Origin of the sequence: Micromonospora sp. CPCC 206060 (assembly GCF_036906895.1) — a bacterium.
In the GTDB taxonomy this organism is placed as follows: Bacteria; Actinomycetota; Actinomycetes; order Mycobacteriales; family Micromonosporaceae; genus Micromonospora.
In genome coordinates this window covers 106876-131589 of the sequence record NZ_JBAKHU010000002.1, presented here as the reverse complement: position 1 = coordinate 131589, position 24714 = coordinate 106876, and the positions used below count along the sequence as shown (strand labels likewise).

Here is a 24714-nt window from a genome sequence, read left to right as displayed (position 1 = left end):
TCGGAGTGCCGTCCGGCAGCGGAGCGGGCAGATCGCCGTGACGTGCGGAACTGGTCGCCCATCCGGTCGCCGGATCCGGCTGGCCCCATGGGGGTGGGGTCCGGTCGTCAACCGGGGACGACCAACCGTCTTCGCGGGGGGCCCAACCGCCGGACGAGCGGGCGAGGTCGTCGGACCGACCCGCCCTGTCGTCATGCTCTCCCGGGGTGGCGGCCCCGGGTTGCCCTGCTTCGTCCACCGCGCGCTCCTTGGTCGCCTCCGCTGAGGCTACCGTGTGGTGACAGTGGCGATAAGTTACAGCGGCGGGCTATTTCGGCGGCCGGGCGGTTCACCTGGCCATCGGGGGTAGTTGGCAGGCCCGTGCGGAGACATATTCGGAGGTACCCATGACAGCTGCGGGGAACGGCGCACAGACGGCCGGCCGTCCCACGCGCCTGCCACGATCGGCTCGGCGCAAGCAGCTACTGGCGGCGGCGCAGGAGGTGTTCGTCGCGCAGGGTTACCACGCTGCCGCGATGGACGACATCGCCGAGCGGGCCGGGGTTTCCAAGCCCGTGCTCTACCAGCACTTCCCAGGAAAGCTGGAGCTCTACCTGGCGTTGCTGGACACGCACTGCGACGCGATCGTGGCCAAGGTGCACGACGCGATGCGCGGCACCACCGACAACAAGGAGCGGGTCAGCGGCGCGGTCCGGGCCTACTTCGACTTCATGGACCACGAGAGCGAGGCGTTCCGGCTCGTCTTCGAGTCGGACCTGCGCAACGATCCGGCGGTACGGCAGCGGGTGGAGCGCGTCGAGCAGGGCTGCATCGCGGCGATCACCGACACCATCATCTCGGACACCGGGGTGAGCCGGGCACATGCCGAACTGCTCGCCTCCGGCCTGGTGGGTGCCGCCGAGACGGCGGCCCAGTTCTGGCTGGCCGGCGGCCGTCAGGTGCCCAAGGCGGAGGCCGAGGCGCTGCTCGCCGCGCTCATCTGGCGGGGGATTGCCAGTTTCCCGTTACAGGGCGAGCCGGCCTGAGCAGGGCAGATGGAGTCAGCCTGACCATTGCCCCCAGGATCGGCTAGCCTTCCCACGGCGGCAGTTTTCGCCCTGGATGAGGAGGCCACGTGGAGGTCAAGATCGGCGTGCAGTTCGCACCGCGCGAACTGGTCATGGAAAGCGCGCAGTCGCCGGCCGAGATCGAGCAGATCGTGACCGATGCGATCGCCGGTGAGGGCACGCTGTCGCTGACCGACGAAAAGGGCCGGCGGATCATCGTCCCGGTCAACAAGCTGGCCTACGTCGAGATCGCCGAGGCGTCGCCCCGCGCGGTCGGCTTCACCGTCCGCTGAGCACAACCGGCGGTCGTCCACTCGTCTGACGGGACGCCCGGCAGCCGATTCGTCCGGCTGTCGGGCGTCCCGCCGACGGTTCAGTTGTTGAGTCCCACCGCGACCATCCGGGCGGTGTGCGCGGCGGTCAGCCGGCCGAACAGTGCCTGCGCCCCGGCCTGGTCGCCGGAGCGTGCGACAACCAGCGCGGTCAACGCGCCCCGTTCGGCGGCGACCCGGCCGGCCTGGGACAGCCCCTCCCCGAGCAGCCGCCTGGCCCACATGGAGAGCCGGTTGGCGACCTTCGGGTCGGCGGCGATCGCGGCGCGGATCTCGCCCGCGGCGAACTCGTCGTACCGGGAGTCGTGCAGCACGTCGAGGACGAGCTGCCGGTCGGGCCCGGTGAGCGAGTCGGCGATCTCCCGGAGGAAGTCGTCGGCCAGTGCGTCACCGACGTACGCCTTGGTCACCGCCTCCACCCAGTCCTTCGGCTCGGTCGAGTCGTGGTACGCCTGCAGCGCGTCGACGTACGGCGCCATCGCGTCGTCCGGGGTCACGCCGAGTTCGGCGAGCCGGTCGGCGAGCCGCCGGTAATTGGCGATCTCGACGGCGGCCATCTCGCACAGCGCGGCGCGTCGGCGCAGGTCGGGGGCGAGTCGGGCATCGGCGGCCAGCCGGTCGAAGGCGAGCAGTTCGCCGTACGCGACCAGGCCGAGCAGGTCGGCGACGGCCTCGGTGGGTTCTACGGTGGCGGACACGAGCGCAGGGTACCGCTGTACCGCCGCAGCGGCCGGTTCCGGCGGCCGGATCAGCCGCTCCGCCGCCACCGCCCGACGACCGGGGAAGAGGCGGGCCATGGTCGGCGTTGTGGAAGGGGACAGCGGCACGGGAACCGGCCCCAGAAGTGGCCGGCATCACAGTTGACGACCCCGCCGGCAAGTACCCCGGGCGCAACCTGGGACGACGTCACCCCCGGTCAGGTACCATGGAACAGTTGCCGTGGGCGTCTGAGTCATCGAAGTTGCTGCCTACGGCGCGCGTGCGGCCCGGTTCGACCCGACAGGCCCGGTTTGAGACCTCGGCAGCCTGCCGTCGACCGTGTGGCCCGCGCCATACCGATACCGCGCCCTTTGGACCGACGGGGCGCACCACGAGAGGGCACCCCCACAGACACATGAGTGAGCAGATCGAGAACATCATGGCGGATCCGGAGCTGACCGCCGACGCACCGGTTCGTCCGGAAGCTCCCACTTTCGCCGACCTCGGCGCCCGTCCCGAGACCGTGGCGGCGCTCGCCGAGGCCGGCATCACCCGGGCCTTCGCCATCCAGGAGTACGCGCTGCCGATCGCCCTGCGCGGCAGCGACCTGATCGGGCAGGCCCCGACCGGCACCGGCAAGACCCTCGGCTTCGGTGTACCACTGCTGGATCGGGTCTTCGCCCCGGGCGAGGGCAGCGACGGCGTACCGCAGGCACTGGTCGTCGTCCCCACCCGCGAGCTGGGCATCCAGGTCGCCAAGGACCTCGCCGCCGCAGGCAGGACCCGGGGTGTCCGGGTGCTGCCGATCTACGGCGGCGTGGCGTACGAGCCGCAGATCGAGGCGCTGCGTACCGGCGTGGAGATCCTGGTCGGCACGCCGGGCCGGCTGATGGACCTGGCCAAGCAGAAGCACCTCCGGTTGGACCGGATCCGCGCGCTGGTCCTCGACGAGGCCGACCGGATGCTGGACCTCGGCTTCCTCGACGACGTGGAGAAGATCCTGGCGATGCTGCCGGACGACCGGCAGACCATGCTCTTCTCCGCGACCATGCCGGACCCGATCGTCGCGCTGTCCCGCCGCTTCCTGCGGCAGCCGGTGACGATCCACGCCGGCCACACCGCCGAGACCGGCCCGTCGCCGCTGACCCGGCAACTGGTCTACCGCACCCACGCGATGAACAAGATCGAGGTGGTGGCCCGCATCCTCCAGGCGGAGGGGCGCGGACTGACCATGATCTTCACCCGGACCAAGCGGGCCGCCGACCGGGTCGCGGAGGACCTGGACTTCCGGGGCTTCGCGGTGGCAGCGGTGCACGGTGACCTCGGTCAGGGCGCCCGGGAGCGGGCGCTGCGCGCGTTCCGGGCCGGCAAGATCGACATCCTGGTCGCCACCGACGTGGCGGCGCGGGGGCTGGACGTCAGTGGCGTCACCCACGTCATCAACTACGACTGCCCCGAGGACCAGGACACCTACACGCACCGGATCGGTCGTACCGGCCGGGCCGGGGCGACCGGCGTCGCGGTGACCTTCGTCGACTGGGACGACATGCCGCGCTGGCGGATCATCGACAAGACCCTCGGGCTGGACATGCCCGAGCCGCCGGAGACCTACCACACCTCCCCGCACCTCTACACCGATCTGGACATCCCGACCGACGTGAGTGGCACACTGCCGAGTGCGGAACGCACCCGGGCCGGGCTCTCCGCCGAGGTCGAGGAGGACCTGGGCGGACGGTCGCGGCGCGGTGGTGAGGGCGGCGGCCGGGGTCGGGGTACCGGCCGGAGTGACCGGGGCGAGCGGAGCCGTTCCCGGTCCCGCCGGGACCGGGGCGACGACGCTCCAGCGGTCGTCGCGACCGACGAGGTCGTCCCGAACGAGGAATCCGCGGGTACCCCCCGGCGGCGCCGTCGCCGTCGGGCCGGTGAGGTGGTCAGCGCTGAGCCGACCACCGTGGTCACCGCCGAGGTGGGCGGGGACGTGGCCACCGTCGAGAGCGAGGCCAAGCCGCGCCGTCGGCGCCGTCGGCGCAGCGGCTCCGGCACGGGTACGCCCGCCGAGGCGGCCACGGACTGAGAGATCGCACGGTCGCGCCAGCACGCGGCACCTGCACAGCGGAGAGGCGGTCACCCCGTACGGGGTGACCGCCTCTCCGGCTTATCCGGCCGGTTTATCCGGGTGGCTTATCCGGGTGGTGCGGGCCGGCCGGTGAGCGCCTGGTAGAGCGCGGCGCAGGCCGCCGGCTCGGTGTCGAACACGCCACGGACATCGTGGACGCCCCGCTCGTACGAGCCGATCTCCCAGCGCTGCCCGTCCGGGGTCCGGCGCAGAAACCAGTAGTCGGTTGGCGCCGGCCCCGGCTCGTGCACCTCGGCCAGGCAGAACGCCGCCATGGGCACCCCGGCCGAGCGCAGTGCCACACGCAGCCGGTACCGGTCCAATCCGATCACCTGCTCCACGCGTCAGTCGAGGAGACCGGCCGGTACGCGGTCCGTAAATTCGACGGCGTCGTCCCCGGCCACCGGTTCCCCGGCGTCCCAGGGTGCACCGTCCAGCGGCCCGTCCCAGGGTGCACCGTCCAGCGGCCCGTCCCAGGATGCACCGTCCAGGGGCGCGTCCCCGGGCGTGTCGTTCCCGTCCCGGCCGAACACGCCGGGCCGGTCGAGGTCGTCGTCCATCCGGCCGTCCGGACCGTCGGCCCGTTCACCGCCGGTCGTCCCGAGGGCGAGTTGGTGGTGGTAGGCCGGCTCCTCCTCGACCAGGTACCCGTTCGCCAGCAGCCAGGTGACGCTGAGGTTCGCCCCGGCCGCCGGCAGGTACGCCAGATCCAGCTTGTACTGGATCCCGAGGCCGGGCTGACCGAACCACGGCGCGATCGGGCCGGCCGACACGGTGAACGGACGCAGCACGCAGTAGACGTGGTAGTTGCTCAGCGGGGTACCGTCCGGGGTGTTCAGGCTCTGGGGCGGCAGGGACCGCTCAGCGAACGGCGTGTCGACCGGAGCCAGGAACGACCCGCCCGGGAACCCGAACCGGTCGACGCGGACGCCGGGCCGCAGTTCCTTCGGGTACTTGACCGGCTCGCCGTTCTCGGTCAGGAAGCCATCCTGCGCCGGGAAGATGTAGTTCCCGCCGGACCGGTAGGTCGCGAGGAACTGCGCCTCGGTGCGGTCGCCGAAGCGCTCGTACCCGAAAAGCAGCGGGCCGACCGGCGGCGCGGTCGGCAACTCAGCCGGACCGAAAGCCGGCTCCCCCTGGTAGTACCGGTCGGTCTCCGGCACGGTCTGCGGTACGCCCGGCCGGCAGGTGGATCCGTCCGCACTGGTGGTGGTGTCCGCCGAAGCGGCGCTGGCGGACCCGAGAAACAGGCCGGCACCGATCAGTGCAACACAGACGATGCGTGGCAACTTCATGAAATACCTCCTCATATCGGACAGGTGGCCGAAGCCATCATCAGGTCCGCATTCGGAAGGTGAGCCTGTTTCCAGACAAGGGCATCAGATGGGGTGGTTCGGAGCGAACCGGATGCCGGATCCGTCCAGTGCGGCTAGCGACACGTTTCGCCCCGCGCCGTGGCCGGTGCCCACCTGGCGGCGCCACGACAAGGCCCGGCCCGGCGGGGACCGCCGCCCCGGCGACCCGGATGATGGACCGATGCCCGAACAGCTCGACTCCGCCCTGGCCGAAGTACGTGGGTTGCTGCTCGACCCGGGTCTGACCCGGGCCGTCGCCGCCGGACGCCGCCGGGGGCAACGGCCGTCCGTGGTCCGGGCCGAACTGCGCCCGGTCAGCCTCAAGTCGGGCACCCGGCTCCAGATCACCACGTCCGACGGGTCCCGGCCGTACACGCGCAACGTGGCGCCGGGCGCCGAGACGGGTACGGCGGTGGACGAACTACTGGCCGAGCCGTTCGGCAACTGGCACGTCGAGACGACCACCACGACCGTCCAGCTCCGGGTCACCAAGTCCGGCGAGGCCCAGGTACACCGGGCGGCGACGGCCCGCCCCGAGGCGGCACCCGCCGGGCACGACCGGGAGAAGGCGTACCTGCTGGACCCGGGGGACCCGATCTTCGACGTGATCGGCGGCACCGCCGCCAAGCGACGGCAGGTCGACGCATTCCTCCGCGCCCTGGCCGCCACCCTGCCCGACGACCTCACCGGGCCGCTCCGCGTGGTGGACCTGGGCTGCGGCAACGCGTACCTGACCTTCGCCGCCCACCGTTACCTGACCGGGCGGGGAGTGGACGTGGAGCTGGTCGGCGTCGACGTCCGCGAGGACCAGCGCCGCCGCAACACCGAACTGGCCGACCGCCTCGGCTACGGCGACCGGGTCCGGTTCGTCGCCGGGACCATCCTGGATGCCGCCGTCGAACCCACGCCGGACCTGGTCCTGGCGCTGCACGCCTGCGACACCGCGACCGACGAGGCACTCGCCCGGGCGGTGCGCTGGTCGGCCCGCTGGGTGCTCGCCGCCCCGTGCTGCCATCACGAGCTGGCAGCGCAGCTACGCACCCAGCCGACCCCGGAGCCGTACGGCCCGGTGACCCGGCACGGCATCCTCCGGGAACGCTTCGCCGACGTGCTGACCGACGCACTGCGCGCGGCACTGCTGCGGTTGCACGGTTACCGGGTCGACGTGGTGGAGTTCGTCGACTCCCGGCACACCCCGCGCAACCTGTTGCTGCGGGCCCGCCGGAGCAGCGCGGGCGCCACGGCGGAACAGCTCGCGGAGTACCGGGACCTGCTCCGGCAGTGGCAGGTCACCCCGCGTCTGGAGGCCCTCCTGCCCGGGGTGCCGGGCCGGTCCGCCGACCACCACTGAGCGGGCGGCCAGGTCCGCCAGCCGCACCGGCGCCACGACCCGGAGCCGGGTCGGCGCGCCCCGGCCCACCGGGCCCGACCCTGGGCCGACGGCATCATCGGTGGCACCCGGCCGGGAGGGATAATCCCGGAAGCATGGGCACGGCAGACGAATCACCACAGGTGGCCTTCGCGCGTTTCGTACGACGCGCAATCGACGACGCACGGGACGAGCGGGGTTGGACGGTGACCGACCTCGCCGGGCACACCGGCGTCGGCCGCTCGACCGTCTTCCGGTGGCTCGCCGGGGACTGGCAGGACTACCCGGAACTGGCCAAGGTACGCGGCTTCTGTGCCGCCCTGGGCGTGCCGGTCTCCGCCGCGTTCCGGGCCCTCGGGCTGCCCGGATCGGGACCGGCGGTGACGGCACCGGCCGGGGGCGACCCGGATGTCACCGCCGACATCCGGGTGATTCTCGACCACCTGGCCGACCCGGTGATACCGACCGAGGAGAAACAACTGATCCGGGACGCACTGCGCTCACTGGCCCGGCAGCCCGCCCACGCGGGCGGATGGGCCGCCGACCGGATCGAACGGGTGGGCTGACCCCGCCACTTCCCCGCCCAGCCAGCCGGCGGCGCCGGTGGAAACCGCCGTGCCCCGCTCAGCCGGCGGTGAGGGTGAACTCCGCCGTACGCACCACGCCAGCGACCTTGAAGTCGAGGAAGAGGCGGTAGCGACCGGGGGTCGGCACGTTCAGCCAGAACTTGACCGCCCCGTCGACCAGTGCCGGCTCGGGGTGTACGTGCAGGTAGCCGAGATCACCTTCACGGACCGCGACGAGGTGGCCGTACGCGCCGAGGTAGCGCTCGATCCCGGTGACCGGCGCACCGTCGGCGGAGATCCGGAACAGCAGGGGGGTACTCGCGCCGATCTGCGGGGTGCCCTCGTACCCGACGGTGAACCCGTCGACGGCCACGGTCCGGGCCGCCGGTGGCAGCGCACGCGGAGCGTGGTCCCCTGCCGCGACCAGATCGACCCCGAGCGTGACGGCCGTCTGCCGGCCGGCGGCGTCCAGGGCGGTGAAGTCCGCGTACGCCCGCCAACTGCCCGCCCCGGTCAGGGTCAGTGGTACCCGCCAGGTGCCGTCCGTGGACATCGTCGGGTGCAGGTGCTGGTAGCCGGACAGATCCCGGCGGACCACGATCAGGTGCATCGGCTTCTCGTGCACCACCGCGAAGCCGGTGACCGCCCGCCGGGTGTCGTCCCGGACCTGGAAGCGGAACTCCTGCGACCGGTCGACGGGAAAGGTGGTCTGCTCGGCAGTCAGGGTGTAACCGGCTTCGCTGAGCGCCAGCCCGCCGACCGTGTCGTCGGGCGTACCCGGGCCGTGCTCGTGGGCGCCGGTGCCGGGTGAATGGGTGTGCTCGGCCAACGCCCCGGCCGGCACGCCACCTGCCGGGGCGGCCGTCGAGCCGACCGCGAACCGCCCGACCGCGAACCCGGCTACCAGTGCCACCACCAGCCCGCCCACGATGAGCGCGAGCCGGATGGTCCCCGGATCGGTGGTGGTCGGCGCCGCCGTCGGCACGTCTGCCGTCATGCCCGCCACGATACCCCCGGCCCGTATCGACGCTCGTCGTGGTACCTCGCGGAGTGGCCGAGACCATGCCGCCACGCCACGCAGCCGCAGCCGGCCCGACGCTCCGCTCAGCCGGCCACCGCGAGCGCGAAGGGCAGCACAGCCGGCGCGCCGGCCTGCCGGAGCAACCGCCCCGCCATCGTCATCGTCCACCCCGAGTCGACCAGGTCGTCGACGAGCAGGACCGGCCCGGTCAGCCCGGCCAGAGCCTCCGCCAGCTCGTCCGGAACGGCGAGCGAGCCGTGCAGGACGCGTACCCGCTGGGCGCTGTTGCCCCGCGCGCCCCCGCCGCTCCCCTCGGCCCGGACCGTACCCAGCAGCGGGAGCCGTCCCACGGCGGCGATCCGCTCCGCCAGGGAGTTGACCAGCCGGGGCCGGCGCCGGGAGCCGACCGCGACCACGGCGACCGGCCGCTGCGGCCACGGGTCGTCCCCGCGCGCCCAGGCGGCGAGCACCTGGACCACCGCACCGGCCAGGTCCTCCGGCAGCGGCGCGTCCGGCGCCTCCGGACTGACCAGGCCCCGCAGCCGGCCGCCCCAGCCGAGGTCGGAGAGCCGCCCGACGGCCCGGCCGGGTGCGGTCTGCTCCCCCGGCGCGATCCGGCCACGCAGCGGTACGCCGACCGCCTCCAGACCGGTCGGCCACAGCTTCTTGGCCGGGATCTCGACCCCGGGCCGGCCGAGGAACGCCTGCGCGGCGGCGAGCGCCACCGGGGACACCTCGGCGGTGTACTGCGGCCCGGCGCACCGGTCGCAGCGCCCGCAGGCGGTCGCCCCGGCGTCGTCCAGGCAACGGCGCAGGTACTCCATCCGGCAGCCGGCGGTGGCCGCGTACTCCCGCATGGCCTGCTGCTCCGCGGCCCGGGCCTCGGCCACCCGGGTGAGCCGGGCCTGGTCGTAGTGCCAGGGCTCGCCGGTGGCCAGCCAGCCACCCCGGACCCGGCGGACCGCCCCGTCCACGTCGAGCACCTTCAGCATCAGCTCCAGCCGGGCCCGGCGCAGGTCGACGATGGGCTCCAGGGCGGCGGTGGAGAGCGGGCGTTCGGTGGGCAGCGCGGCCAGCACGGCGCGTACCTGCTCCTCGGGCGGAAAGGCCAGCGAGGCGAAGTACCGCCAGATCGCCGCGTCCTCGGCCCCGGGCAGGAGCAGCACCTCGGCGTGCTCCACCGCCCGGCCGGCCCGGCCGACCTGCTGGTAGTAGGCGATCGGGGAGGGTGGCGCCCCGAGGTGCACGACGAACCCGAGGTCGGGCTTGTCGAAACCCATGCCCAGGGCGGAGGTGGCCACCAGTGCCTTGATCTTGTTGTCCAGCAGGTCCTGCTCGGCCGCCCGCCGGTCCGCGTCGTCGGCCTGCCCGGTGTACGAGGCGACCGGGTAGCCCCGGGACCGGAGGAACTGTGCCGTCTCGCCGGCCGCCGCGACGGTCAACGTATAGATGATGCCCGACCCGGGCAGGCTCTCCAGATGGTCGGCGAGCCAGCCGAGCCGGTACGCCGGGTCCGGCAGCTCCAGCACGGCCAGCCGCAGCGACTCCCGGTCCAGTGCTCCCCGCAGCACCAGGGTGCCCCGGTCAGCTTCACCCTGGGCACCGGCACTCTCGGCGCCCACCGGCTGCTCGGTGGCCAACTGCTCGGCGACGTCCCGGGTGACCCGGGCGTTCGCGGTGGCCGTGGTGGCGAGTACCGGCGTACCCGCCGGCAGGTTGGCCAGGAAGGTCCGCAGCCGCCGGTAGTCGGGACGGAAGTCGTGCCCCCAGTCGGAGACGCAGTGCGCCTCGTCGACCACCAGCAGACCGGTGGTGGCCGCCAGGCGGGGCAGCACCCCGTCCCGAAAGTCCGGATTGTTCAGCCGTTCCGGGCTGATCAGCAGGACGTCGACCGTACCGGCGTGGATCTCCCCGGTGATCTGCTCCCACTCGTCCAGGTTCGCCGAGTTGATCGTGCGGGCCCGGATCCCGGCCCGCGCGGCGGCCTCCACCTGGTTGCGCATCAGCGCCAGCAGCGGCGAGACGATCACCGTCGGTCCGGCGGCGGGGCCGTCGACCCCGGCCCGCTCCCGCAGCAGTGCGGTGGCCACGAAGTAGACCGCCGACTTGCCCCACCCGGTGCGCTGGACACAGAGCACCCGCCGCCGGTCGACCACCAGCGCCTCGATCGCCCGCCACTGGTCCTCGCGCAGCCGGGCCCGGTCACCGGCCAGCCGGCGCAACACCGCCTCGGCCCGCTCCCGTACCGCCGTCCGGTCCAGACTCATCCGGCATTTCTACCACTGATGTAAGGAAGGGCCCCCGCTTAACGCTTTCGGTAGAGGAAGGGCCCCCTATTAACAGCTGTCGCTGACGGGAGGGGCGGCCACCCGGGGGCCGCCCCTCCCGCATCTGACGATCGACGCGGCTAGGGGCGGCGGGGCAGGAGGCGGCGGAGTGGGCCGAGCCGGTCGGCGAGACCGGCCAGGCCACCGGGGAAGAAGTAGACCGCCAGGATGAAGACCGTGCCGAGCACGAAGAGCGGCTGCGACAGCGGTCGGCTCAGCACGCTGGGCAGCGCATCCACGGCGGACGAGGAGCCGAATGCGGTCAGCCGGTGGTCCAGGTACATGTAGAGCATCCCGCCCAGCACCGGGCCCCAGCGGGTACCGGGCCCGCCGAGCACCACCATGACCAGCAACGACAGGGTCAGCTCGGAGGAGGTGATGTGCGGGGAGGCACCCCCGACCAGCAGGCAGTAGATCACCCCGCCGGCGGCCGCCAGCGTTCCGGAGAGGGTGAACGCGATCAGCTTGAACCGGTACGGGTCCAGCCCCAGCACCCCGATCCGGCGCTCGTCGTCGCGCAGTCCGGCGAGTACCCGCCCGGTCGGCGAGCCGGAGACCCGGTGCACCACGAAGACCACCAGGGTCAGGTACGCCAGGGCCAGCCAGTACAGGTTGACGGTGTTCGTCACCCCGACCAGGGCGGCCGGCAGCCCGCTCACGTCCAGCGGCAGCCCCTCCTCGCCACCGGTGAGGCCGCCGAAGTCCCGGGCCACCAGGATCGCCCCGACCTGCGCAAATGCCAACGTGACCATGGCGAAGGCGATCCCGGCGGTACGCAGCGCCACCGCACCGAGCAGCGCGGCGAGCGTCGCCCCACCGGTGACGGTGAGCAGGGCCGCCGACCACAGTGGCAGCCCGGCCCGGGTGACCAGGATGTCCACCCCGTACACGCCGGCGGCGAAGTAGAGCGCGTGCCCGAAGGAGAGCATCCCGGTCCGGCCGAACAGCAGGTCGTACCCGGCGGCCAGCCCGCCGAAGACCAGGCAGATGGCGAGCAGTTGCAGGGTGCCGGGCGAGTTCAGCGGTCCCTCGAAGAACCCGGGCAGGTGGGCCGTGGAGTACGGCAGGATCGCGAAGACCACGAGCGCGACCAGCGGCAGCCACGGGCGTACCCGGTGCCATCGTCCCGGGGGCGGGGTGAGTTCGGCCGGCACCTTCGCCGGGGGCGCGTCGACCACCGAGTTCGTCATGCGGTTGCCACCTTTCCGGCGATGCCCTGCGGGCGCAGCAGCAGCACGACGGCGAGCAGTGCGACCACGCAGATGTCCCCGGCACCCGAGGTGCCGTAGTAGTTGACGAACTGTTGCAGCAGGCCGACGGCGACCGCCGCGTACGCGGCACCGACCACCGAGCCCATCCCACCGATCACCACCACGATGAACGCGAAGATCAGCAGAGAGCTGCCCTGGCCGGGTGAGACCGAGCCGAAGTAGATCCCGCCGAGCGCGCCGGCCAGCGCGGCGGCGGCCCCGCCGATCGCGAAGACCAGGGTGAACGCCTTCCGCACGTCGATGCCGAGCGCGGTGACCATCTCCCGGTTCTCCACACCGGCCCGGATGATCAGGCCGTACCGGGTCCAGCGGAGGAACGCGAGCAGCCCGCCGAGCACCACGACGGCGGTCAGAATCAGCAGCAGGCCACTGTTCGGCACCTTGGCGCCGAGCACGTCGGTGACCCCCCGGGTCCACTCCGGCCGGGGGAAGGGCCGGGGGTCGGCTCCCCAGGTGGCCTGGAGCAGCGCCACCCCGGCGAGCGAGAGCCCCACCGTGACCAGCACCTGTTCGATGGTGCGGGAGTAGAGCGGGCGGATCATGACCAGCTCGACCAGCATCGCCACCACCGCCCCGGCGACCACCCCGAACGCGGCGGCGAGCACGAACCCGAACCCGTCCGGGCCGGCGCCCGGCAGGTTCCCGGCGGCCCACCAGGTGGCGTACGCACCGACGCCGAGGAACAGCCCATGCGCGAAGTTGAGCACGTCGGCGAGGCCGAACACGAGGGCCAGACCGGAGGCGACCAGGAAGTAGAGGGCGGCCAGCCCGAGCCCGGTCAGGGTCAACAACACCACGGTGCTCATGAGCTGGGTACCTCCGCAGAGCCGACGCCGAGCAGGGACTTCGTCAACGCGGTCTCCAGTAGCAGTTCCCGGGCAGGTCCGGTCCAGGCCACCTTGCCGGCGGCGAGCACCACGGCGTCGGTGGCGAGCCGGCGGACCACGGCGAGGTTCTGTTCGACCAGCAGCACCGGGACCGCTGCGGCGACCCGTTCCAGCACCTCGGCCACCTCGGTCACCACCTTGGGGGCGAGGCCCTTGGTCGGCTCGTCGATCAGCAGCAGCCGGTTGTCGTTGAGCAGTACCCGGCCGATCGCCAGCATCTGCTGCTGGCCGCCGGAGAGCGAGCCGGCCCGCTGGCGTCCGCGCCGGTCCAGCTCCGGGAAGAGTTCATAGACCCGGTCGTACGCGGGCACGCTGCCCCGCCGCTCGGCGAGGCGCAGGTTCTCCGTGACGGTGAGGCCGGCGAAGACGCACCGGTCCTCCGGCACGTACCCGAGTCCGTCCCGGACCAGTCGGTGGGTGGGCTGGTCGACGAGGCTGCGGGCGCCCATCCGTACGGTGCCCCGGACCTCGCCCCCGGTCGGGGTGAGCCCGAGGACGGCGCGCAGGGTGGTGGTCTTGCCGACCCCGTTGCGGCCGAGCAGCACGGTCACCCCGGTGGGGGCGACGGTGAACGAGACGCCCTGGAGGATGTGCAGCCCGGCGATGCGTACCGACAGGTCCTCGACGGTGAGCACCGGTTCGTGACTCATAGCGACTCCCCGAGGTAGGCCTCCTGGACGGTGGCGTTGGCCATCACGGTCTCCGGGGTGTCGCAGGCCAGCAGCGCGCCGTGGTGCATCACGGCGATCCGGTCGGCCAGTTCGAGGATGACGTCCATGTGGTGCTCGACCATCAGCACCGACCGGCCGGTCTCCCGGGTCAGCGACCGGATCACCTGCACCAGTTCCGGTACGTCCTCGGCACTGACCCCGGCCATCGGCTCGTCGAGCAGCATCACCCGGGGTTCCCCGGCGAGCAGCAGGGCGATCTCCAGTTTCCGTTTCTCCCCGTGGGCCAGGGTGCCGGCGAGCGCCGTACCCCGGTGGTGGAGACCGACCCGGTCGAGCGCCGCGTCGGCGGCGGCAACCACCTCCCGGTCGGCCGCCGCCCGCCGCCACAGTTTCATCGAGCCCCCGCGGTGCGCCTGGACGGCGAGCCGGACGTTCTCCCGGACGGTGAGCGAGCCGAACACCGACGACGCCTGGAAGGTACGGCCGAGACCCAGCCGGGCCCGCCGGTACGGCGGCAGCCCGGTGATGTCCTTCCCGTCCAGCAGTACCCGGCCGGCGGTGGGCCGGCGGACCCCGGTGATCAGGTTGAACAGCGAGGTCTTGCCGGCGCCGTTCGGCCCGATCACGCCGAGGAACTCCCCCGGTGCAAGGTCCAGATAGACGCTGTCGACGATGGCGACCTCACCGATACGCCAGGTCAGACCACGGGTGGCGAGCACAGGTCAGCCCTTCATAGCCACGGCCGGTGGCGCGGTCTCGTCGCCGGTGAGGGTCTTCTGCGCCTCGGCGGTCAGGGCCGTGCCGGTACCGGTCAGCTTCGCCTGGAACATCGGCTGGAGCAGCGCGTGGTCCTCGGCGCGGATGGTCATCTTGCCCTTGACCCCGTCGAAGCTCCAGCCCTCCAGGGCGGTCACCATCTTCTCCACGTCGTCCCCGCCCTGCTCGACGGCACGGACGATCATCTGGGCGGCGGCGAAGCCGTCCGGGTGGAAGAGGTCGAGCACCCCGCCGGGGATCTTCGCCTTGGCGGCCTTGGCCGCCTCGGTGTCGCTGGCGCCGTCGAAGTAGTGGGAGAGGAAGGAGATCTTGCTGCCGGCCGCGCCGAAGGTCGGCCAGGAGGCCCGGATGTCGAGGCCGGTGACGACCGTGGTGGAGCTGAGGACGCCCTGCTGGTCGAGGGTCTGCCACATCGCGGGGGCGGTGGTGCCGGCCCAGGCGACGAAGAGCAGGTCGGGCTTGGCGGCCGAGAGCTGGCTGGCGAACGGGGTGAAGTCGGTGGCACTGGCCGGGGCGAGCACGCTGGTGACGGTGGCTCCGGCGCCGCCGATGACCGCCTTGACGGCGGCCTCGTTGCTCTTGCCGAACGCGCTGTCCTGGGCGAAGACGACCACCTTCTTGCCGGCCGCGTCGCCGATGAAGGACTTGGCGGTCACCACGTCCTGGTACGACTGCCGGCCGGACCGGAAGGTGTACTTGTTGACCCCGGTGACGCCGTCGGTGGCCGCCGGCCCGGAGATGAAGAGCACCTTGTTCTGCGCGGCGATCGGCGCGACCTGGAGCGCGACACCGGAGGCCGTGGATCCGGCGAGGATCTTGACGCCCTTTCCGATCAGGTCCTTGGCGGCGGAGACCGCCTTGGCCGGGTCGCCCGCGTCGTCCACCTCGGTCAGCTCGATGGTCCGGCCGCCGACCTTGCCGGTGCCCTTGGTCGCGTGGTCGAGGCCGGCCTTGAAACCCTCGATGTACTGCTTGCCGTAGCTGGCGAGCGCGCCGGACTGGGAGTACACCAGGCCGACCTTGACCGGGGCGGCGCCGTCACCGCCGCCGTTGGCGGTCTCCTGCGGGCTGCCGCAGGCGGTCGCGGCGACCGCCGCGGCCATCAGGGTGGCGGCGGAGAGGAACACCCGCCGCGTCGTGCGGACCGTCATTTCGACTCCACGTGAGGGACTGGGAGGGAGGTAACTCGTTGTCGGCTCACGCTAGGAGTGACGTCACCCACGGGCTATGTGGTGGCAACACACAAGTAACAGGAGACGGGTGGCCTCCGGGGACAACCGGGGCGGGCAGTGGCAGACGTCGCTCGCCGGTGGTGGGCGGCACCACCACCGGCGCGCCGGGCATGGTGTCGTCAGCTACCACTGGTCGCCGCCGGGTGCGTCCCCCTGGCCGGTGCGGGGCATCCCCTGGTGGGACGCTGTCGAGCTGCTAGCAAAGACGGAGCAGCGCGTCTCACGGCAACCCGACCACGTTTCCGTCAGTCGCAGTCGCCGTCGTGGTGGACCCGTCAGGCACAGCCGCCGTCGTGGTCGGCCGGTCGGGCGCAGCGCCGACGACCGCCCAGCAACCGGTCACAGAAAACCCGCCGTCGTACGCCCTGCGCGTCCTCCTCGGAGACCGTGGTCTCCGCCCAGTCCACGTCGGCCAGGAAGCTCACCGACCGGGTGATCGCCCTGGCGAACCGGGTCGCCGCGTCGAGGTCGGTGGCGACCACCGGCAGGTGCACCACGTACCGGCCCCGGCTCACCAGCGCACCCCCGGGGTGAACCGGGACTGCCAGTTGCGCAGCGCCCGCTTGATCCGGACGTTCTCCTCCCGGGTCATGATCAGCTCCCGCCGGGTGACGGCCAGTTCGGCGGCGACCCGGTGCAGGAAGGCGTACACCTCGGTCGGATCGAGCCCGCGCCGCGCGTCGGTGAACCGGCGGTCGCGGACCTGGTTGGCCGTCAGCGGCCGACAGGAGGCCGACCGGTACCAGCCGGCGTTCGGTGACCGACGCGGCGGGGTCAGCCCCGCTGGTCGGGCATGTCGACTCTGCCAGGTGTGGCGGGCCGGTCGGAACAGGGCGAGGAACCTGCGCATGGGCCACCTTTCCGTAGTGCTGGAAGGTGACCCGGTCCGCCCACGGGGAGAAGACGCGGACCGGGTCACCGGCCCCGGAACCGCAGCCCTCCTCGGCGGTACGACCCCGGAGCCCACTGAGCGCCCACGCGCCGGGGCTTTGCCGAACCAACCGGAGCGGGACAGTCAGCAACCTACTACAGCAGGTGCAACAAGTCGACTCCGGACAGTCACTTTTACTGAACCTATTGCAGTTGCTAGAGCAGGTCCGGCATGATCAGAGACGCCGAACCAACCGGAGTCTTCACCATGCCCACAGCACAGCCATCATTCCGCCGCATCGTCGATGAGATCGCCGAGAAGATCAGGACCGGCGAACTCAAACCCGGCGACAAGCTGCCATCCACCAGTCAGCTCGCCGACATCTACAGGGTCAGCACCGGGACCGTCTACCGGGCCTTGGCCCTGCTGCATGATCGAAACCTCATCATCGGCCAGTCAGGCCGTGGCACGTACGTCGCCGACCGCCCACCGACCTGACGGGCACTGGAGAGCACCATGCCCACAGCACAGGCCCCATACCGCCAGATCGCTAACGATCTCGCCGCGAAGATCAAGAGCGGCGAACTCAAACCCGGCGACAAGTTGCCGTCCACTCGCGAACTTGCCGAGGCTTACGGCGTAAGCATGAACACCGCCTCACGGGCGATGTCCCTGCTCCATGACCGGGAGTTGATCACCGGCCAGCCCGGTCGTGGCACGTACGTCGCCGACCGTCCATCGACCTGACGACCCACCGCCCTGGTCGGCGGTGCCCCCTCGATCCACTCCGTTTTCAGGAAGTCGGGCTATCGGATCGGGGCTGACACCGCGACTACCAGGGAATCGAGTGGATCATAGAGCGGTGGTCGAGGCCGATCAGGGCAGAAACAGGTGGCCGGCGTCATCCCGGCTGAACAGCCCGGCCTCGGGTGCCAGCGCAAACGGTGCAGCTCGACAGGCTGCGAGTCGGAGGTCTGCTCCGGCTGTCGACCAACGGGCGATACCCGCGTTCGAGCTGGGGCCGGTACACGAGCCTGCCGCAGGTACAAGTCGGGCGGGGCGTGAACCGGTGACCGGGGTTCCGTCATCAACGGGTGTGACCGACACTCCGTACCCGCCGGCACCGCCGGGCGGGACCGCCGATCCGCCGACCGGGAGCTGACCAGCACCACCCTGCACGGCCACCCGGCCGATGTCGGACGGCTACCGGAGGGCGGCTGGGTGATCGAGGCGCAGACCCCGGAGGGCCGGCGTACTCCGTCCTTGCCCCGGAGTACTTCACCCGGGAGCAGGTGATCCGGGTCGCCGAGGGGGTCCGCTACTCCCACTGACCGTCGGCAGGACAGTCCCTGGTCGATGGATCGGTTCCAGGTGGGCGCACAGCGCGCACAGCCCGCACTGCACGCACAGACGGTGCAGCTCGACAGGGCACCAGCACCCGGGTCGGGGGCCGGCCCCGGGGAAGGACACGGCTCAGGAAAGGACACGAGGCGGGAAGGACACGACGCCGGAAACACAGCGTTGGCCTGCCGCCCGGCAACGGACCGGCCGGCAGGCCAACGCGGCGCGGTCAGGCGAGGCCGGTGCGGGCCGCCACGGCGGTGTCCGGGTGGTCGGCGAAGATCCCGTCCAGGCCGAGGTTGAGGAACAGCTCGTACTCGGCGATGATGTCACCCCGGGCGTTCGGGTCGGTGCCGATCCGGTGGTCGACCGGCAGGAACTGATTCTCCGCCCGGAACGTCCAGGCGTGCACCACCAGACCGGTCCGGTGCGCGTCGGCGATCAGGCTGGTCGGGGCGAGCAGCCGGCCGGTCCGGTCCCGGGGGACGATCAGGTTCTTGTTCGCCCCGACGCCGTCCGCGTACCCGCTGATCCACTTCAGCCCCTCCGGCTTCGCCAGGTCGGCGTAGCTGCGCGGGTCACCGGCGACGGTGAGGTCGTACGGGCGGCCGGAGGCGTCGAGGAGCTGCGCCAGCTTGACGTCGATCATGCCGTTGAGCTTGCGCAGGTTGGCGGTCTCGAAGGACTGGATGATCACCGGCGAGTTCCGATGGGTCAGCTTGTTGGCCTTCAGCACGGCGACCAGCGGCTCCTCCAGCGGCAGCCCGATCGAGGCGAAGTAGCTGGGGTGCTTGGTCTCCGGGTAGATGCCGATGGTCCGGCCCCGGGCCCGACCCTCGGTCCGGGCCAGGTCGATGACCTCCTGAAGGGTGGGCACCTGGAACTGCCCGTCGAAGGCCGTGTTCGCGGTACGGACCTGGGGCAGCCGCTCCTTGGCCCGCAGGGTCTTCAGCTCGGCCAGGGTGAAGTCCTCAGTGAACCAGCCGGTGACGGTCATCCCGTCGATGGTCTTCGTCGCCTTCCGGGCAGCGAACTCGGGACGGGCCGCCACATCGGTCGTACCCGAGATCTCGTTCTCGTGCCGGGCGACCAGCTTGCCGTCCCGGGTGGCGACCAGGTCCGGTTCGATGTAGTCGACGCCCATCCGGATGGCCAGCCGGTACGCCTCCAGGGTGTGCTCCGGCCGGTAGCCGCTCGCGCCCCGGTGGGCGATGACGATCGGCCGCCGGTCGGCCCGGTCGGACCGGTCGGCACCGTCCGGTCCGGCCGACGCCGAGGTGGTCGGGGCCACCGCCGCCGCGGTCAGCAGCGCTCCGGCCAGGCCCATGGCGAAAAGGGTACGTCGCAACGCGCTCTCCTGATGTCGAGGGATGCGCCGAGTAGACCCGAGACGGGCGACCGTCAGTTGGTCGCCGGCTGGCCGGCCGGTGAATCCCGCGCGAGTCCCGAATGACCACACACCACGTCCGCTTGGCGCCAGAATGAGATGATGCGTCGGACGCTGCGACACCCGGTACGGCTGGTGCCGTTGGCGTTCCTCGGCGCGATCGCGCTGGGCACCGCCGTGCTGATGTTGCCGGTCTGCTGGGAGCAGCCCGGCCCGGCCCCGCTGCTCACCGCGCTCTTCACCGCCACCTCGGCGGTCTCGGTCACCGGGCTCTCCGCGGTGGACACCCGCAGTAGCTGGTCGGACCCCGGGCTGGTGATGATCGCCCTGCTCACCCAGCTCGGCGGCTTCGGCATCCTCGCCCTGGCCAGCCTGCTCGGTCTGGTCGTCTCACAGCGTCTCGGCCTGCGCAACCGGGCACTGCTGGCCGCGGAGAGCGCCGAGTTGGCCAAGGGCGACGTCCGCTGGCTGCTGCTGCGGATCGGCCAGACCGTACTGATCACCGAAGCGCTGATGACCCTGGTGCTCGCCGTCCGGTTCTGGTCGGCCTACGACTACCCGCCCAGCAGGGCGCTCGGCTATGCCGTGTTCCACGCGGTGCAGGGGTTCAACAACGGCGGTTTCTCGCTCTACCCGGACAGTCTGGCCCGGTTCGCCGGGGACCCGTGGATCTGCCTGCCGTTGGCCGCCGGCGGGATCATCGGGGGGTTGGGTTTTCCGGCGCTGTTCGAGGCGGCCCGCCGGTGGCGCCGACCAGGCCGCTGGACGGTGGCCACCAAGCTCACCATCTGGGGCAGCCTGACCCTACTGGTGGTCGGTTTCGTCGGCATCCTGGTGATCGAGTGGGGCAACCCGCGCACTCTCGGCCCCTTCGGCTGGCCGCAGAAGCTGCTGGCTGCGTTCACCCAGGACGCGATGATCCGTACCGGCGGGTTCAGCACGATCAACATCGACGCGATGAACGAGGGAAGCTATCCGTTCTTCATCGGCCTGATGTTCATCGGCGGCGGCAGCGCCAGCACCGCCGGTGGCATCAAGGTGTCCACCTTCTTCCTGCTCGCCTTCTGCATCTGGGCAGAGCTGCGCGGCGATCCGGACGTGGTGGTGGGCCGGCGCCGGATCGCCGAGGCCAGCCAGCGGCAGGCGCTGACGGTGGCCCTGCTCAGCGTCGCCCTCGTCGTGATCGGCACCTTCGTCATGATCGTGACCACCCGGGACCTGCAGTTCTACCAGGCGTTGTTCCAGGTGGTCTCGGCGTTCAGCACCACCGGACTGTCGCTCAGCCCGGCGGCGGCCACCCCGATCCCGGACCAGATCGTGCTGATCATGCTGATGTACATCGGCCGCATCGGCACGATCGCGGTCGGTTCGGCGATCGCGTTGAACACCCGGCAACGGCACTTCCGCTACCCGAAGGAGCAACCCATTGTCGGCTAGACACAAACCCAGCCCGGAGGAGTCCGGGATCGCCGTGATCGGTCTGGGCCGCTTCGGCTGCCACGTCGCGTACTCGCTGATCGCCCTCGGGTACGAGGTACTGGCCATCGACGAGAACCCCCGGACCGTGCAGCGGTGGTCCGAGCAGCTCGCCCGGGTGGTGCAGGCGGACGCGACCGACGAGACGGCACTGCGGCAGCTCGGCCTGACCGAGTTCGGGCGGGTCGTGGTGGCCATCGGCGCCTCGGTCGAGGCAAGCGTGCTCACCGTCCTGGGGCTGACCGACCTCGGGATACCGGAGATCTGGGCCCGGGCCACCTCGGAGAAGCACGCCAAGATCCTCGATGCGGTCGGCGCCGATCACGTCGTCTTCCCCGAGGCGGCAACCGGCGAGCGGGTGGCCCACCTGATCATCAGCAAGATGCTCGACTTCATCGAGTTCGACGAGGACTTCGCCATCGCCAAGGTCCGTACCCCCAGAACGCTCCAGGGCCGCCCGGTCGGGGAGATCGCGATCAGCGACCGGCACGGGGTGGTCGTGGTCGGGGCCAAGCAGCCCGGGGAGAAGTTCCGCTACACCTCCCCGGACACCGTGCTCGCCCCGGGCAGCATGCTGATCGTGGAGGGGACGATCAGCCAGGTGCAACGGTTCGCCGAGATGACCTGAGCAGGCCGGGCACGCCGCCTCCGTCAGTCGTCCTCACCGCCGCCGCCATCGTCGTCATCGTCGGGGGCCGTGCCTTTTCCCGGCGCGTCACCCGACCCCTTGCCCTTGTTGCCGGTGGTCGACTTCTTCGAGCCGCTGGAGGAGCCGCCCGAAGAGCCCGGTCCACCGGTGGCCTTCCTGCCCCCGGAGGTGGGTGGGGCACCGGTGGTGGCGGGCGCGGTGGTCGCCGGGGCGCCGGTCACCGCAGAGACCTGTACCGCACAGTCGGTGTCACCGATCCGGAACCGCACCGGCAACGGGTTGGTGGTGTCGTACCGGCCGGCCAGGGTGAGCTGTGCGGCAGCCCCGGGTGCCAGGCCACCGTCGCCGGTCGGCGGGCGCAGCAGGACGGTGGCGTCCTGCTGGTGCCAGTCGGCCCGATCGGCCTTGGCCACCCGCTGTTCACCGGGGAAGTCGAACCGCAGCGCGGCCGGCAGCGCCCGGCTGCCGGTGTTGGCGACCCGGACCTCGGCCTCGAAGGTCTTCCCGGTGTCGCGGCGCAGCGCGTACCGGACCTCGCAGCCGGCCGGCTCACCGACCATCATCCGGGCCTCGGTGGGCTTCTCCACGCCGCCACTCGCCGGGGAACGGGAGGTCACGCCCCACACCGCCCCGGTCACCGCGAGCAGGCCCACCCCGACCGCCGCCACCTGCACCCGGGCTCGCCGGTCGGCCACCCGGCGGGCCCGGGCGGCGGAGAGCGGCAACGCGTCGGTCGCCGCCGACCAGGGCAGGATCGTGGTACCGGCGTTCGCCATGGCCTCGGGGTCCTCGTCCCCGCCGCTCCACGGGGCGGGCGAGACGGGCACCACCGCGGCCAGCCCGGCCGCCCCGGCGAGGGTACGCGCCACCTCGGCGCTGTCCGGCCGGTCCGCCGGCTGCTTCGCCAAGCAGCGGTGCACCAGGTGGGCGACCTCCTCGGGTAGCCCGTCGACCGGGCCCATCGGGGCCGGTTCGGTGTAGAGGTGGGCCCGCAGCATCTGGGTACCGGTGCTCGCCCGCCAGGGCAGCCGGCCGGTGAGCATCCGGTAGAGCAGCAGACCGAGGGCGTACACGTCGGTGGCCGGGGAGACCTGCCCCCGGTCCAGGCGTTCGGGGGCGAGGTAGGCGGGCGTACCGAGCAGCGCCCCGTTCGGCGTGGTGTCACTCTCCCCGACCAGCGCGGAGATACCGAAGTCGACGACCCGGGCGCCGGTCGCGGTCAGCATCACGTTGCCCGGGGTCACGTCCCGGTGCACCACGCCCCGGGCGTGTGCGGTGGCCAGCGCCGAGGCGACCTCGGCGCCCACCGTGACCGCCTCCCGCCAGGGCAGCCTGCCGCTGCGGGTCAACCGGGCGGTCAACGACTCCCCGTCGACCAGTTCCATCACGACGTACGGGACGGTCAGCCCGACCTGGACCGACTCGCCGTAGTCGTAGACGTTGGTGATGTGCGGGTGGCAGAGGCGGGCCGCCGCCTGTGCCTCGATCCGGATCCGGTGCCGGAACTCCCGGTCGCTGGCCAGCCGGGAGGCGAGCATCTTGACCGCCACCTGCCGGCCGAGCACCTCGTCGTACCCGCGCCAGACGACCGACATGCCACCCGAACCGAGCTGCTCGACCAACCGGTACCGGTCGCCGAGCAACTGGGCACCGTGCCTACCCGCTACACCCATGGTTGTCCCTGTTGCCCGGGCGGTCCCGGGCTACACCTGAACCTGCTGAATCGGTCAGGGATAATCCGGTTCAGGCGGTGGCGAGAAGCTGATCCACGGGTGCGTAGTCGTCGGTCAGCACCCGGGCCGAACCGACGAAATCGGTCAATGCCTGCCCGGACATCACGGCCACCGGCTCGGTGAGACGGTCCAGCCGGGTACGGAGCGCATCCAGCGGCAGCGGCGAGTCCGAGGCGACGATGACGAAGTTGGCGCCCTGGGTACCCGCGATCCCGGCCGGCGGGGCGACCAGCGCGACGTGCGGGAACTCGGCGGCCACCGTGGCGAGTTCGGCCCGGATGAACCGGCCCGGCGGGTAGTCGATCACGTTCTGCGTGTAGATCCCACCCGGCCGCAGTACCCGCCGGATCCCTGCGGCCATCTCCCGGGTGGCCAGGTGCCAGGGCACCACGAGGTGCCCGAAGGCGTCCCCGACCACCAGGTCCCGGCTGCGGGCCGGTTCGGCGTCCAGCAGCACCCGGGCGTCACCGACCACTGCCCGCAACTGCGGCCCCTCGCGTACGCCCAGCTCCCGCCGGCCCAGCTCGACCAGGCCGCCGTCGATCTCGAAGACCAGGTTCGCGGTGCCGGGACGGGTCGCGGAGAGGTACGTCGGCACGGTGAACCCGCCGCCACCGAGGTGCAGGGCGTCCAGCCGGCGCCCGGCGGGGGCGGCCACATCGGCTACCGCCCCGATCCACTGGGTGTACGCGAACTCCAGGTGGGTCGGGTCGGCGAGGTCGACGTAGGAGTGCTGGGCGGAGTTGAGCATCAGGGTCCGGCCGGACGACCGCTGCGGGTCGACCTCGACGCGGGCACAGTGGTACGCCGTCTCCACGTCGCAGGGGTTCGGCGCGACGGTGGTCAGCGCCGCCCCGACCAGGCCGACCACCGCGACCGCCGACCTGGTCCGGGCCGGCCCGGGTAGCCCGGCCCGGTCCTGCCGGCGCAGGTACACCGCCAGCGCCAGCCCGGTCGCCCCGAGCACCACCGCGACGATCAGCACGATGGCCGTGCTGGGCAGCGCGGCGACCAGCACGAACCCGGTGGCCAGGGTGGCGGTGATGCCGCCCAGGGTGCCGATGCCGCTCAACCGGCCGACCACCTGCCCGGTCCGGCTCAGGTCACCGAGCTGGAGTTTCACCACCAGCGGGGTGACCGAGGAGAGCAGTGCCGCCGGCACGAAGACAGCGATCGCGGTGAGCAGCAGGATCGCGCTGGCCGCGCCGCCACGCAGCACCTCCCCGGCGTACCGGACCACCGGGACGGTGACCGCGGCGGCGATGCCGGCCAGCACCAGCGCCGGGGCGAGCAGGCTGCGCGGGTCCCGCCGGTCGGCCAACCAGCCGCCGAACCAGGCGCCGTACGCGATGGCGGCGAGCGCCAGCCCGATCACCGAGCTGGTCACCTCCAGGGTCACCCCGACGTACGGGCCGACCAGTCGCAGCGCGACGGTCTCCAGGACCAGTACCGCCCCGCTGGCCAGGAAGACCAGGAACGCGGCGAGGCCGTTGGGCAGCGGCTCGGAGTTCGCGGCGGCGGACGGCTCGGAGGTGGCCGTGACCTGCGGTGGTGGGACGCTCATCGCTGCGATGGTACGCAGCAGAAC

24 protein-coding genes are annotated in these 24714 nt (G+C 71.9%); 9 read left to right on the top strand and 15 right to left on the bottom strand.

Features of this window, described 5'->3' with window-relative positions; genetic code table 11:
* Positions 1-386 precede the first annotated feature (386 nt).
* Both V6U90_RS02915 and V6U90_RS02910 read left to right on the top strand, forming a co-directional pair.
* The gene (locus tag V6U90_RS02915; RefSeq protein WP_334430982.1) at positions 387-1025 is read left to right on the top strand and encodes a TetR/AcrR family transcriptional regulator; all 639 of its coding nucleotides are present in this window, start codon (positions 387-389) and stop codon (positions 1023-1025) included.
* Positions 1026-1114: 89 nt separating this feature from the next.
* A complete protein-coding gene (locus V6U90_RS02910; RefSeq protein ID WP_334430981.1) occupies positions 1115-1339 on the top strand; it encodes a DUF3107 domain-containing protein in 225 nt (74 codons plus the stop codon).
* 80 nt (positions 1340-1419) lie between these two features.
* On the opposite strand, the gene V6U90_RS02905 is transcribed toward V6U90_RS02910, so the two are convergent.
* Complete coding sequence (locus V6U90_RS02905) at positions 1420-2076, bottom strand: ferritin-like fold-containing protein (protein WP_334430980.1); 657 nt, start codon at positions 2074-2076, stop codon at positions 1420-1422.
* A 416-nt stretch (positions 2077-2492) separates the two neighbouring features.
* On the opposite strand from V6U90_RS02905, the gene V6U90_RS02900 reads away from it, so the two are divergent.
* Positions 2493-4151: a DEAD/DEAH box helicase gene (locus V6U90_RS02900; protein ID WP_334430979.1), complete on the top strand. Its 1659-nt coding sequence runs from the start codon at positions 2493-2495 to the stop codon at positions 4149-4151.
* 107 nt (positions 4152-4258) lie between these two features.
* Here V6U90_RS02900 and V6U90_RS02895 read toward each other — a convergent pair whose 3' ends face one another.
* A complete protein-coding gene (locus tag V6U90_RS02895) occupies positions 4259-4525 on the bottom strand; it encodes a hypothetical protein (RefSeq protein ID WP_334430978.1) in 267 nt (88 codons plus the stop codon).
* A gap of 12 nt (positions 4526-4537) precedes the next feature.
* Positions 4538-5488, bottom strand: a complete 951-nt coding sequence (locus V6U90_RS02890) for a TNT domain-containing protein (protein WP_334430977.1) — start codon at positions 5486-5488, stop codon at positions 4538-4540.
* 241 nt (positions 5489-5729) lie between these two features.
* Between V6U90_RS02890 and V6U90_RS02885 the strand changes: the two genes are divergently transcribed.
* Together V6U90_RS02885 and V6U90_RS02880 are read left to right on the top strand one after the other, a co-directional pair.
* Complete coding sequence (locus tag V6U90_RS02885) at positions 5730-6899, top strand: class I SAM-dependent methyltransferase (RefSeq protein WP_334430976.1); 1170 nt, start codon at positions 5730-5732, stop codon at positions 6897-6899.
* Between the two features lie 134 nt (positions 6900-7033).
* Complete coding sequence (locus V6U90_RS02880) at positions 7034-7483, top strand: helix-turn-helix domain-containing protein (protein ID WP_334430975.1); 450 nt, start codon at positions 7034-7036, stop codon at positions 7481-7483.
* Between the two features lie 58 nt (positions 7484-7541).
* On the opposite strand, the gene V6U90_RS02875 is transcribed toward V6U90_RS02880, so the two are convergent.
* The 9 genes from V6U90_RS02875 to V6U90_RS02835 form a co-directional block, all read right to left on the bottom strand.
* Positions 7542-8480 (bottom strand): hypothetical protein, encoded by a 939-nt coding sequence (locus tag V6U90_RS02875; RefSeq protein ID WP_334430974.1) that lies wholly within the window; start codon positions 8478-8480, stop codon positions 7542-7544.
* Between the two features lie 107 nt (positions 8481-8587).
* On the bottom strand, positions 8588-10771 hold the full coding sequence (locus V6U90_RS02870) for a RecQ family ATP-dependent DNA helicase (RefSeq protein WP_334430973.1): 2184 nt from the start codon (positions 10769-10771) through the stop codon (positions 8588-8590).
* A gap of 140 nt (positions 10772-10911) precedes the next feature.
* A complete protein-coding gene (locus V6U90_RS02865) occupies positions 10912-12021 on the bottom strand; it encodes a branched-chain amino acid ABC transporter permease (RefSeq protein ID WP_334430972.1) in 1110 nt (369 codons plus the stop codon).
* A complete protein-coding gene (locus tag V6U90_RS02860; RefSeq protein ID WP_334430971.1) occupies positions 12018-12908 on the bottom strand; it encodes a branched-chain amino acid ABC transporter permease in 891 nt (296 codons plus the stop codon). The genes V6U90_RS02865 and V6U90_RS02860 overlap by 4 nt, the downstream gene beginning before the upstream one ends.
* Positions 12905-13639: an ABC transporter ATP-binding protein gene (locus V6U90_RS02855; protein WP_334430970.1), complete on the bottom strand. Its 735-nt coding sequence runs from the start codon at positions 13637-13639 to the stop codon at positions 12905-12907. The genes V6U90_RS02860 and V6U90_RS02855 overlap by 4 nt, the downstream gene beginning before the upstream one ends.
* Entirely contained in the window at positions 13636-14379 is a 744-nt protein-coding gene (locus V6U90_RS02850) for an ABC transporter ATP-binding protein (RefSeq protein ID WP_334430969.1), read from the bottom strand. The genes V6U90_RS02855 and V6U90_RS02850 overlap by 4 nt, the downstream gene beginning before the upstream one ends.
* 3 nt (positions 14380-14382) lie before the next feature.
* Complete coding sequence (locus V6U90_RS02845; RefSeq protein WP_334430968.1) at positions 14383-15588, bottom strand: substrate-binding domain-containing protein; 1206 nt, start codon at positions 15586-15588, stop codon at positions 14383-14385.
* A gap of 356 nt (positions 15589-15944) precedes the next feature.
* Positions 15945-16184 (bottom strand): hypothetical protein, encoded by a 240-nt coding sequence (locus V6U90_RS02840; protein ID WP_334430967.1) that lies wholly within the window; start codon positions 16182-16184, stop codon positions 15945-15947.
* A complete protein-coding gene (locus V6U90_RS02835) occupies positions 16181-16519 on the bottom strand; it encodes a DivIVA domain-containing protein (RefSeq protein WP_334430966.1) in 339 nt (112 codons plus the stop codon). The genes V6U90_RS02840 and V6U90_RS02835 overlap by 4 nt, the downstream gene beginning before the upstream one ends.
* A gap of 252 nt (positions 16520-16771) precedes the next feature.
* Between V6U90_RS02835 and V6U90_RS02830 the strand changes: the two genes are divergently transcribed.
* Together V6U90_RS02830 and V6U90_RS02825 are read left to right on the top strand one after the other, a co-directional pair.
* Positions 16772-17038 carry a GntR family transcriptional regulator gene (locus V6U90_RS02830; protein WP_442933510.1) on the top strand — a complete coding sequence of 89 codons (267 nt, stop codon included), beginning with the start codon at positions 16772-16774 and terminating at the stop codon, positions 17036-17038.
* Positions 17039-17056: 18 nt separating this feature from the next.
* Positions 17057-17287, top strand: coding sequence for a GntR family transcriptional regulator (locus V6U90_RS02825; RefSeq protein WP_334430965.1), 231 nt, complete (start codon positions 17057-17059; stop codon positions 17285-17287).
* Positions 17288-18110: 823 nt separating this feature from the next.
* Here the strand turns inward: V6U90_RS02825 and V6U90_RS02820 are convergent.
* Positions 18111-19229, bottom strand: a complete 1119-nt coding sequence (locus V6U90_RS02820) for a glycerophosphodiester phosphodiesterase (RefSeq protein ID WP_334430964.1) — start codon at positions 19227-19229, stop codon at positions 18111-18113.
* A 141-nt stretch (positions 19230-19370) separates the two neighbouring features.
* Between V6U90_RS02820 and V6U90_RS02815 the strand changes: the two genes are divergently transcribed.
* Together V6U90_RS02815 and V6U90_RS02810 are read left to right on the top strand one after the other, a co-directional pair.
* On the top strand, positions 19371-20705 hold the full coding sequence (locus V6U90_RS02815; protein ID WP_334430963.1) for a TrkH family potassium uptake protein: 1335 nt from the start codon (positions 19371-19373) through the stop codon (positions 20703-20705).
* Positions 20695-21372 carry a potassium channel family protein gene (locus V6U90_RS02810; RefSeq protein ID WP_334430962.1) on the top strand — a complete coding sequence of 226 codons (678 nt, stop codon included), beginning with the start codon at positions 20695-20697 and terminating at the stop codon, positions 21370-21372. The genes V6U90_RS02815 and V6U90_RS02810 overlap by 11 nt, the downstream gene beginning before the upstream one ends.
* A 23-nt stretch (positions 21373-21395) precedes the next feature.
* On the opposite strand, the gene V6U90_RS02805 is transcribed toward V6U90_RS02810, so the two are convergent.
* Both V6U90_RS02805 and V6U90_RS02800 read right to left on the bottom strand, forming a co-directional pair.
* Positions 21396-23066 carry a protein kinase domain-containing protein gene (locus V6U90_RS02805; protein ID WP_442933509.1) on the bottom strand — a complete coding sequence of 557 codons (1671 nt, stop codon included), beginning with the start codon at positions 23064-23066 and terminating at the stop codon, positions 21396-21398.
* A gap of 70 nt (positions 23067-23136) precedes the next feature.
* A complete protein-coding gene (locus V6U90_RS02800) occupies positions 23137-24690 on the bottom strand; it encodes a fused MFS/spermidine synthase (protein ID WP_334430960.1) in 1554 nt (517 codons plus the stop codon).
* Positions 24691-24714: the final 24 nt, after the last annotated feature.

What these genes read in the sequence shown, in the direction of transcription:
- V6U90_RS02885 (WP_334430976.1), top strand. Translation starts at nt 5,730, where the DNA reads ATGCCCGAACAGCTCGACTCCGCCCTGGCCGAAGTACGTGGGTTGCTG.
- V6U90_RS02880 (WP_334430975.1), top strand. Translation starts at nt 7,034, where the DNA reads ATGGGCACGGCAGACGAATCACCACAGGTGGCCTTCGCGCGTTTCGTA.
- V6U90_RS02815 (WP_334430963.1), top strand. Translation starts at nt 19,371, where the DNA reads ATGCGTCGGACGCTGCGACACCCGGTACGGCTGGTGCCGTTGGCGTTC.
- V6U90_RS02900 (WP_334430979.1), top strand. Translation starts at nt 2,493, where the DNA reads ATGAGTGAGCAGATCGAGAACATCATGGCGGATCCGGAGCTGACCGCC.
- V6U90_RS02860 (WP_334430971.1), bottom strand. Translation starts at nt 12,908, where the DNA reads ATGAGCACCGTGGTGTTGTTGACCCTGACCGGGCTCGGGCTGGCCGCC.
- V6U90_RS02865 (WP_334430972.1), bottom strand. Translation starts at nt 12,021, where the DNA reads ATGACGAACTCGGTGGTCGACGCGCCCCCGGCGAAGGTGCCGGCCGAA.
- V6U90_RS02825 (WP_334430965.1), top strand. Translation starts at nt 17,057, where the DNA reads ATGCCCACAGCACAGGCCCCATACCGCCAGATCGCTAACGATCTCGCC.
- V6U90_RS02845 (WP_334430968.1), bottom strand. Translation starts at nt 15,588, where the DNA reads ATGACGGTCCGCACGACGCGGCGGGTGTTCCTCTCCGCCGCCACCCTG.
- V6U90_RS02800 (WP_334430960.1), bottom strand. Translation starts at nt 24,690, where the DNA reads ATGAGCGTCCCACCACCGCAGGTCACGGCCACCTCCGAGCCGTCCGCC.
- V6U90_RS02835 (WP_334430966.1), bottom strand. Translation starts at nt 16,519, where the DNA reads ATGCGCAGGTTCCTCGCCCTGTTCCGACCGGCCCGCCACACCTGGCAG.
- V6U90_RS02890 (WP_334430977.1), bottom strand. Translation starts at nt 5,488, where the DNA reads ATGAAGTTGCCACGCATCGTCTGTGTTGCACTGATCGGTGCCGGCCTG.
- V6U90_RS02875 (WP_334430974.1), bottom strand. Translation starts at nt 8,480, where the DNA reads ATGACGGCAGACGTGCCGACGGCGGCGCCGACCACCACCGATCCGGGG.
- V6U90_RS02870 (WP_334430973.1), bottom strand. Translation starts at nt 10,771, where the DNA reads ATGAGTCTGGACCGGACGGCGGTACGGGAGCGGGCCGAGGCGGTGTTG.
- V6U90_RS02855 (WP_334430970.1), bottom strand. Translation starts at nt 13,639, where the DNA reads ATGAGTCACGAACCGGTGCTCACCGTCGAGGACCTGTCGGTACGCATC.
- V6U90_RS02915 (WP_334430982.1), top strand. Translation starts at nt 387, where the DNA reads ATGACAGCTGCGGGGAACGGCGCACAGACGGCCGGCCGTCCCACGCGC.
- V6U90_RS02830 (WP_442933510.1), top strand. Translation starts at nt 16,772, where the DNA reads ATGATCAGAGACGCCGAACCAACCGGAGTCTTCACCATGCCCACAGCA.
- V6U90_RS02805 (WP_442933509.1), bottom strand. Translation starts at nt 23,066, where the DNA reads ATGGGTGTAGCGGGTAGGCACGGTGCCCAGTTGCTCGGCGACCGGTAC.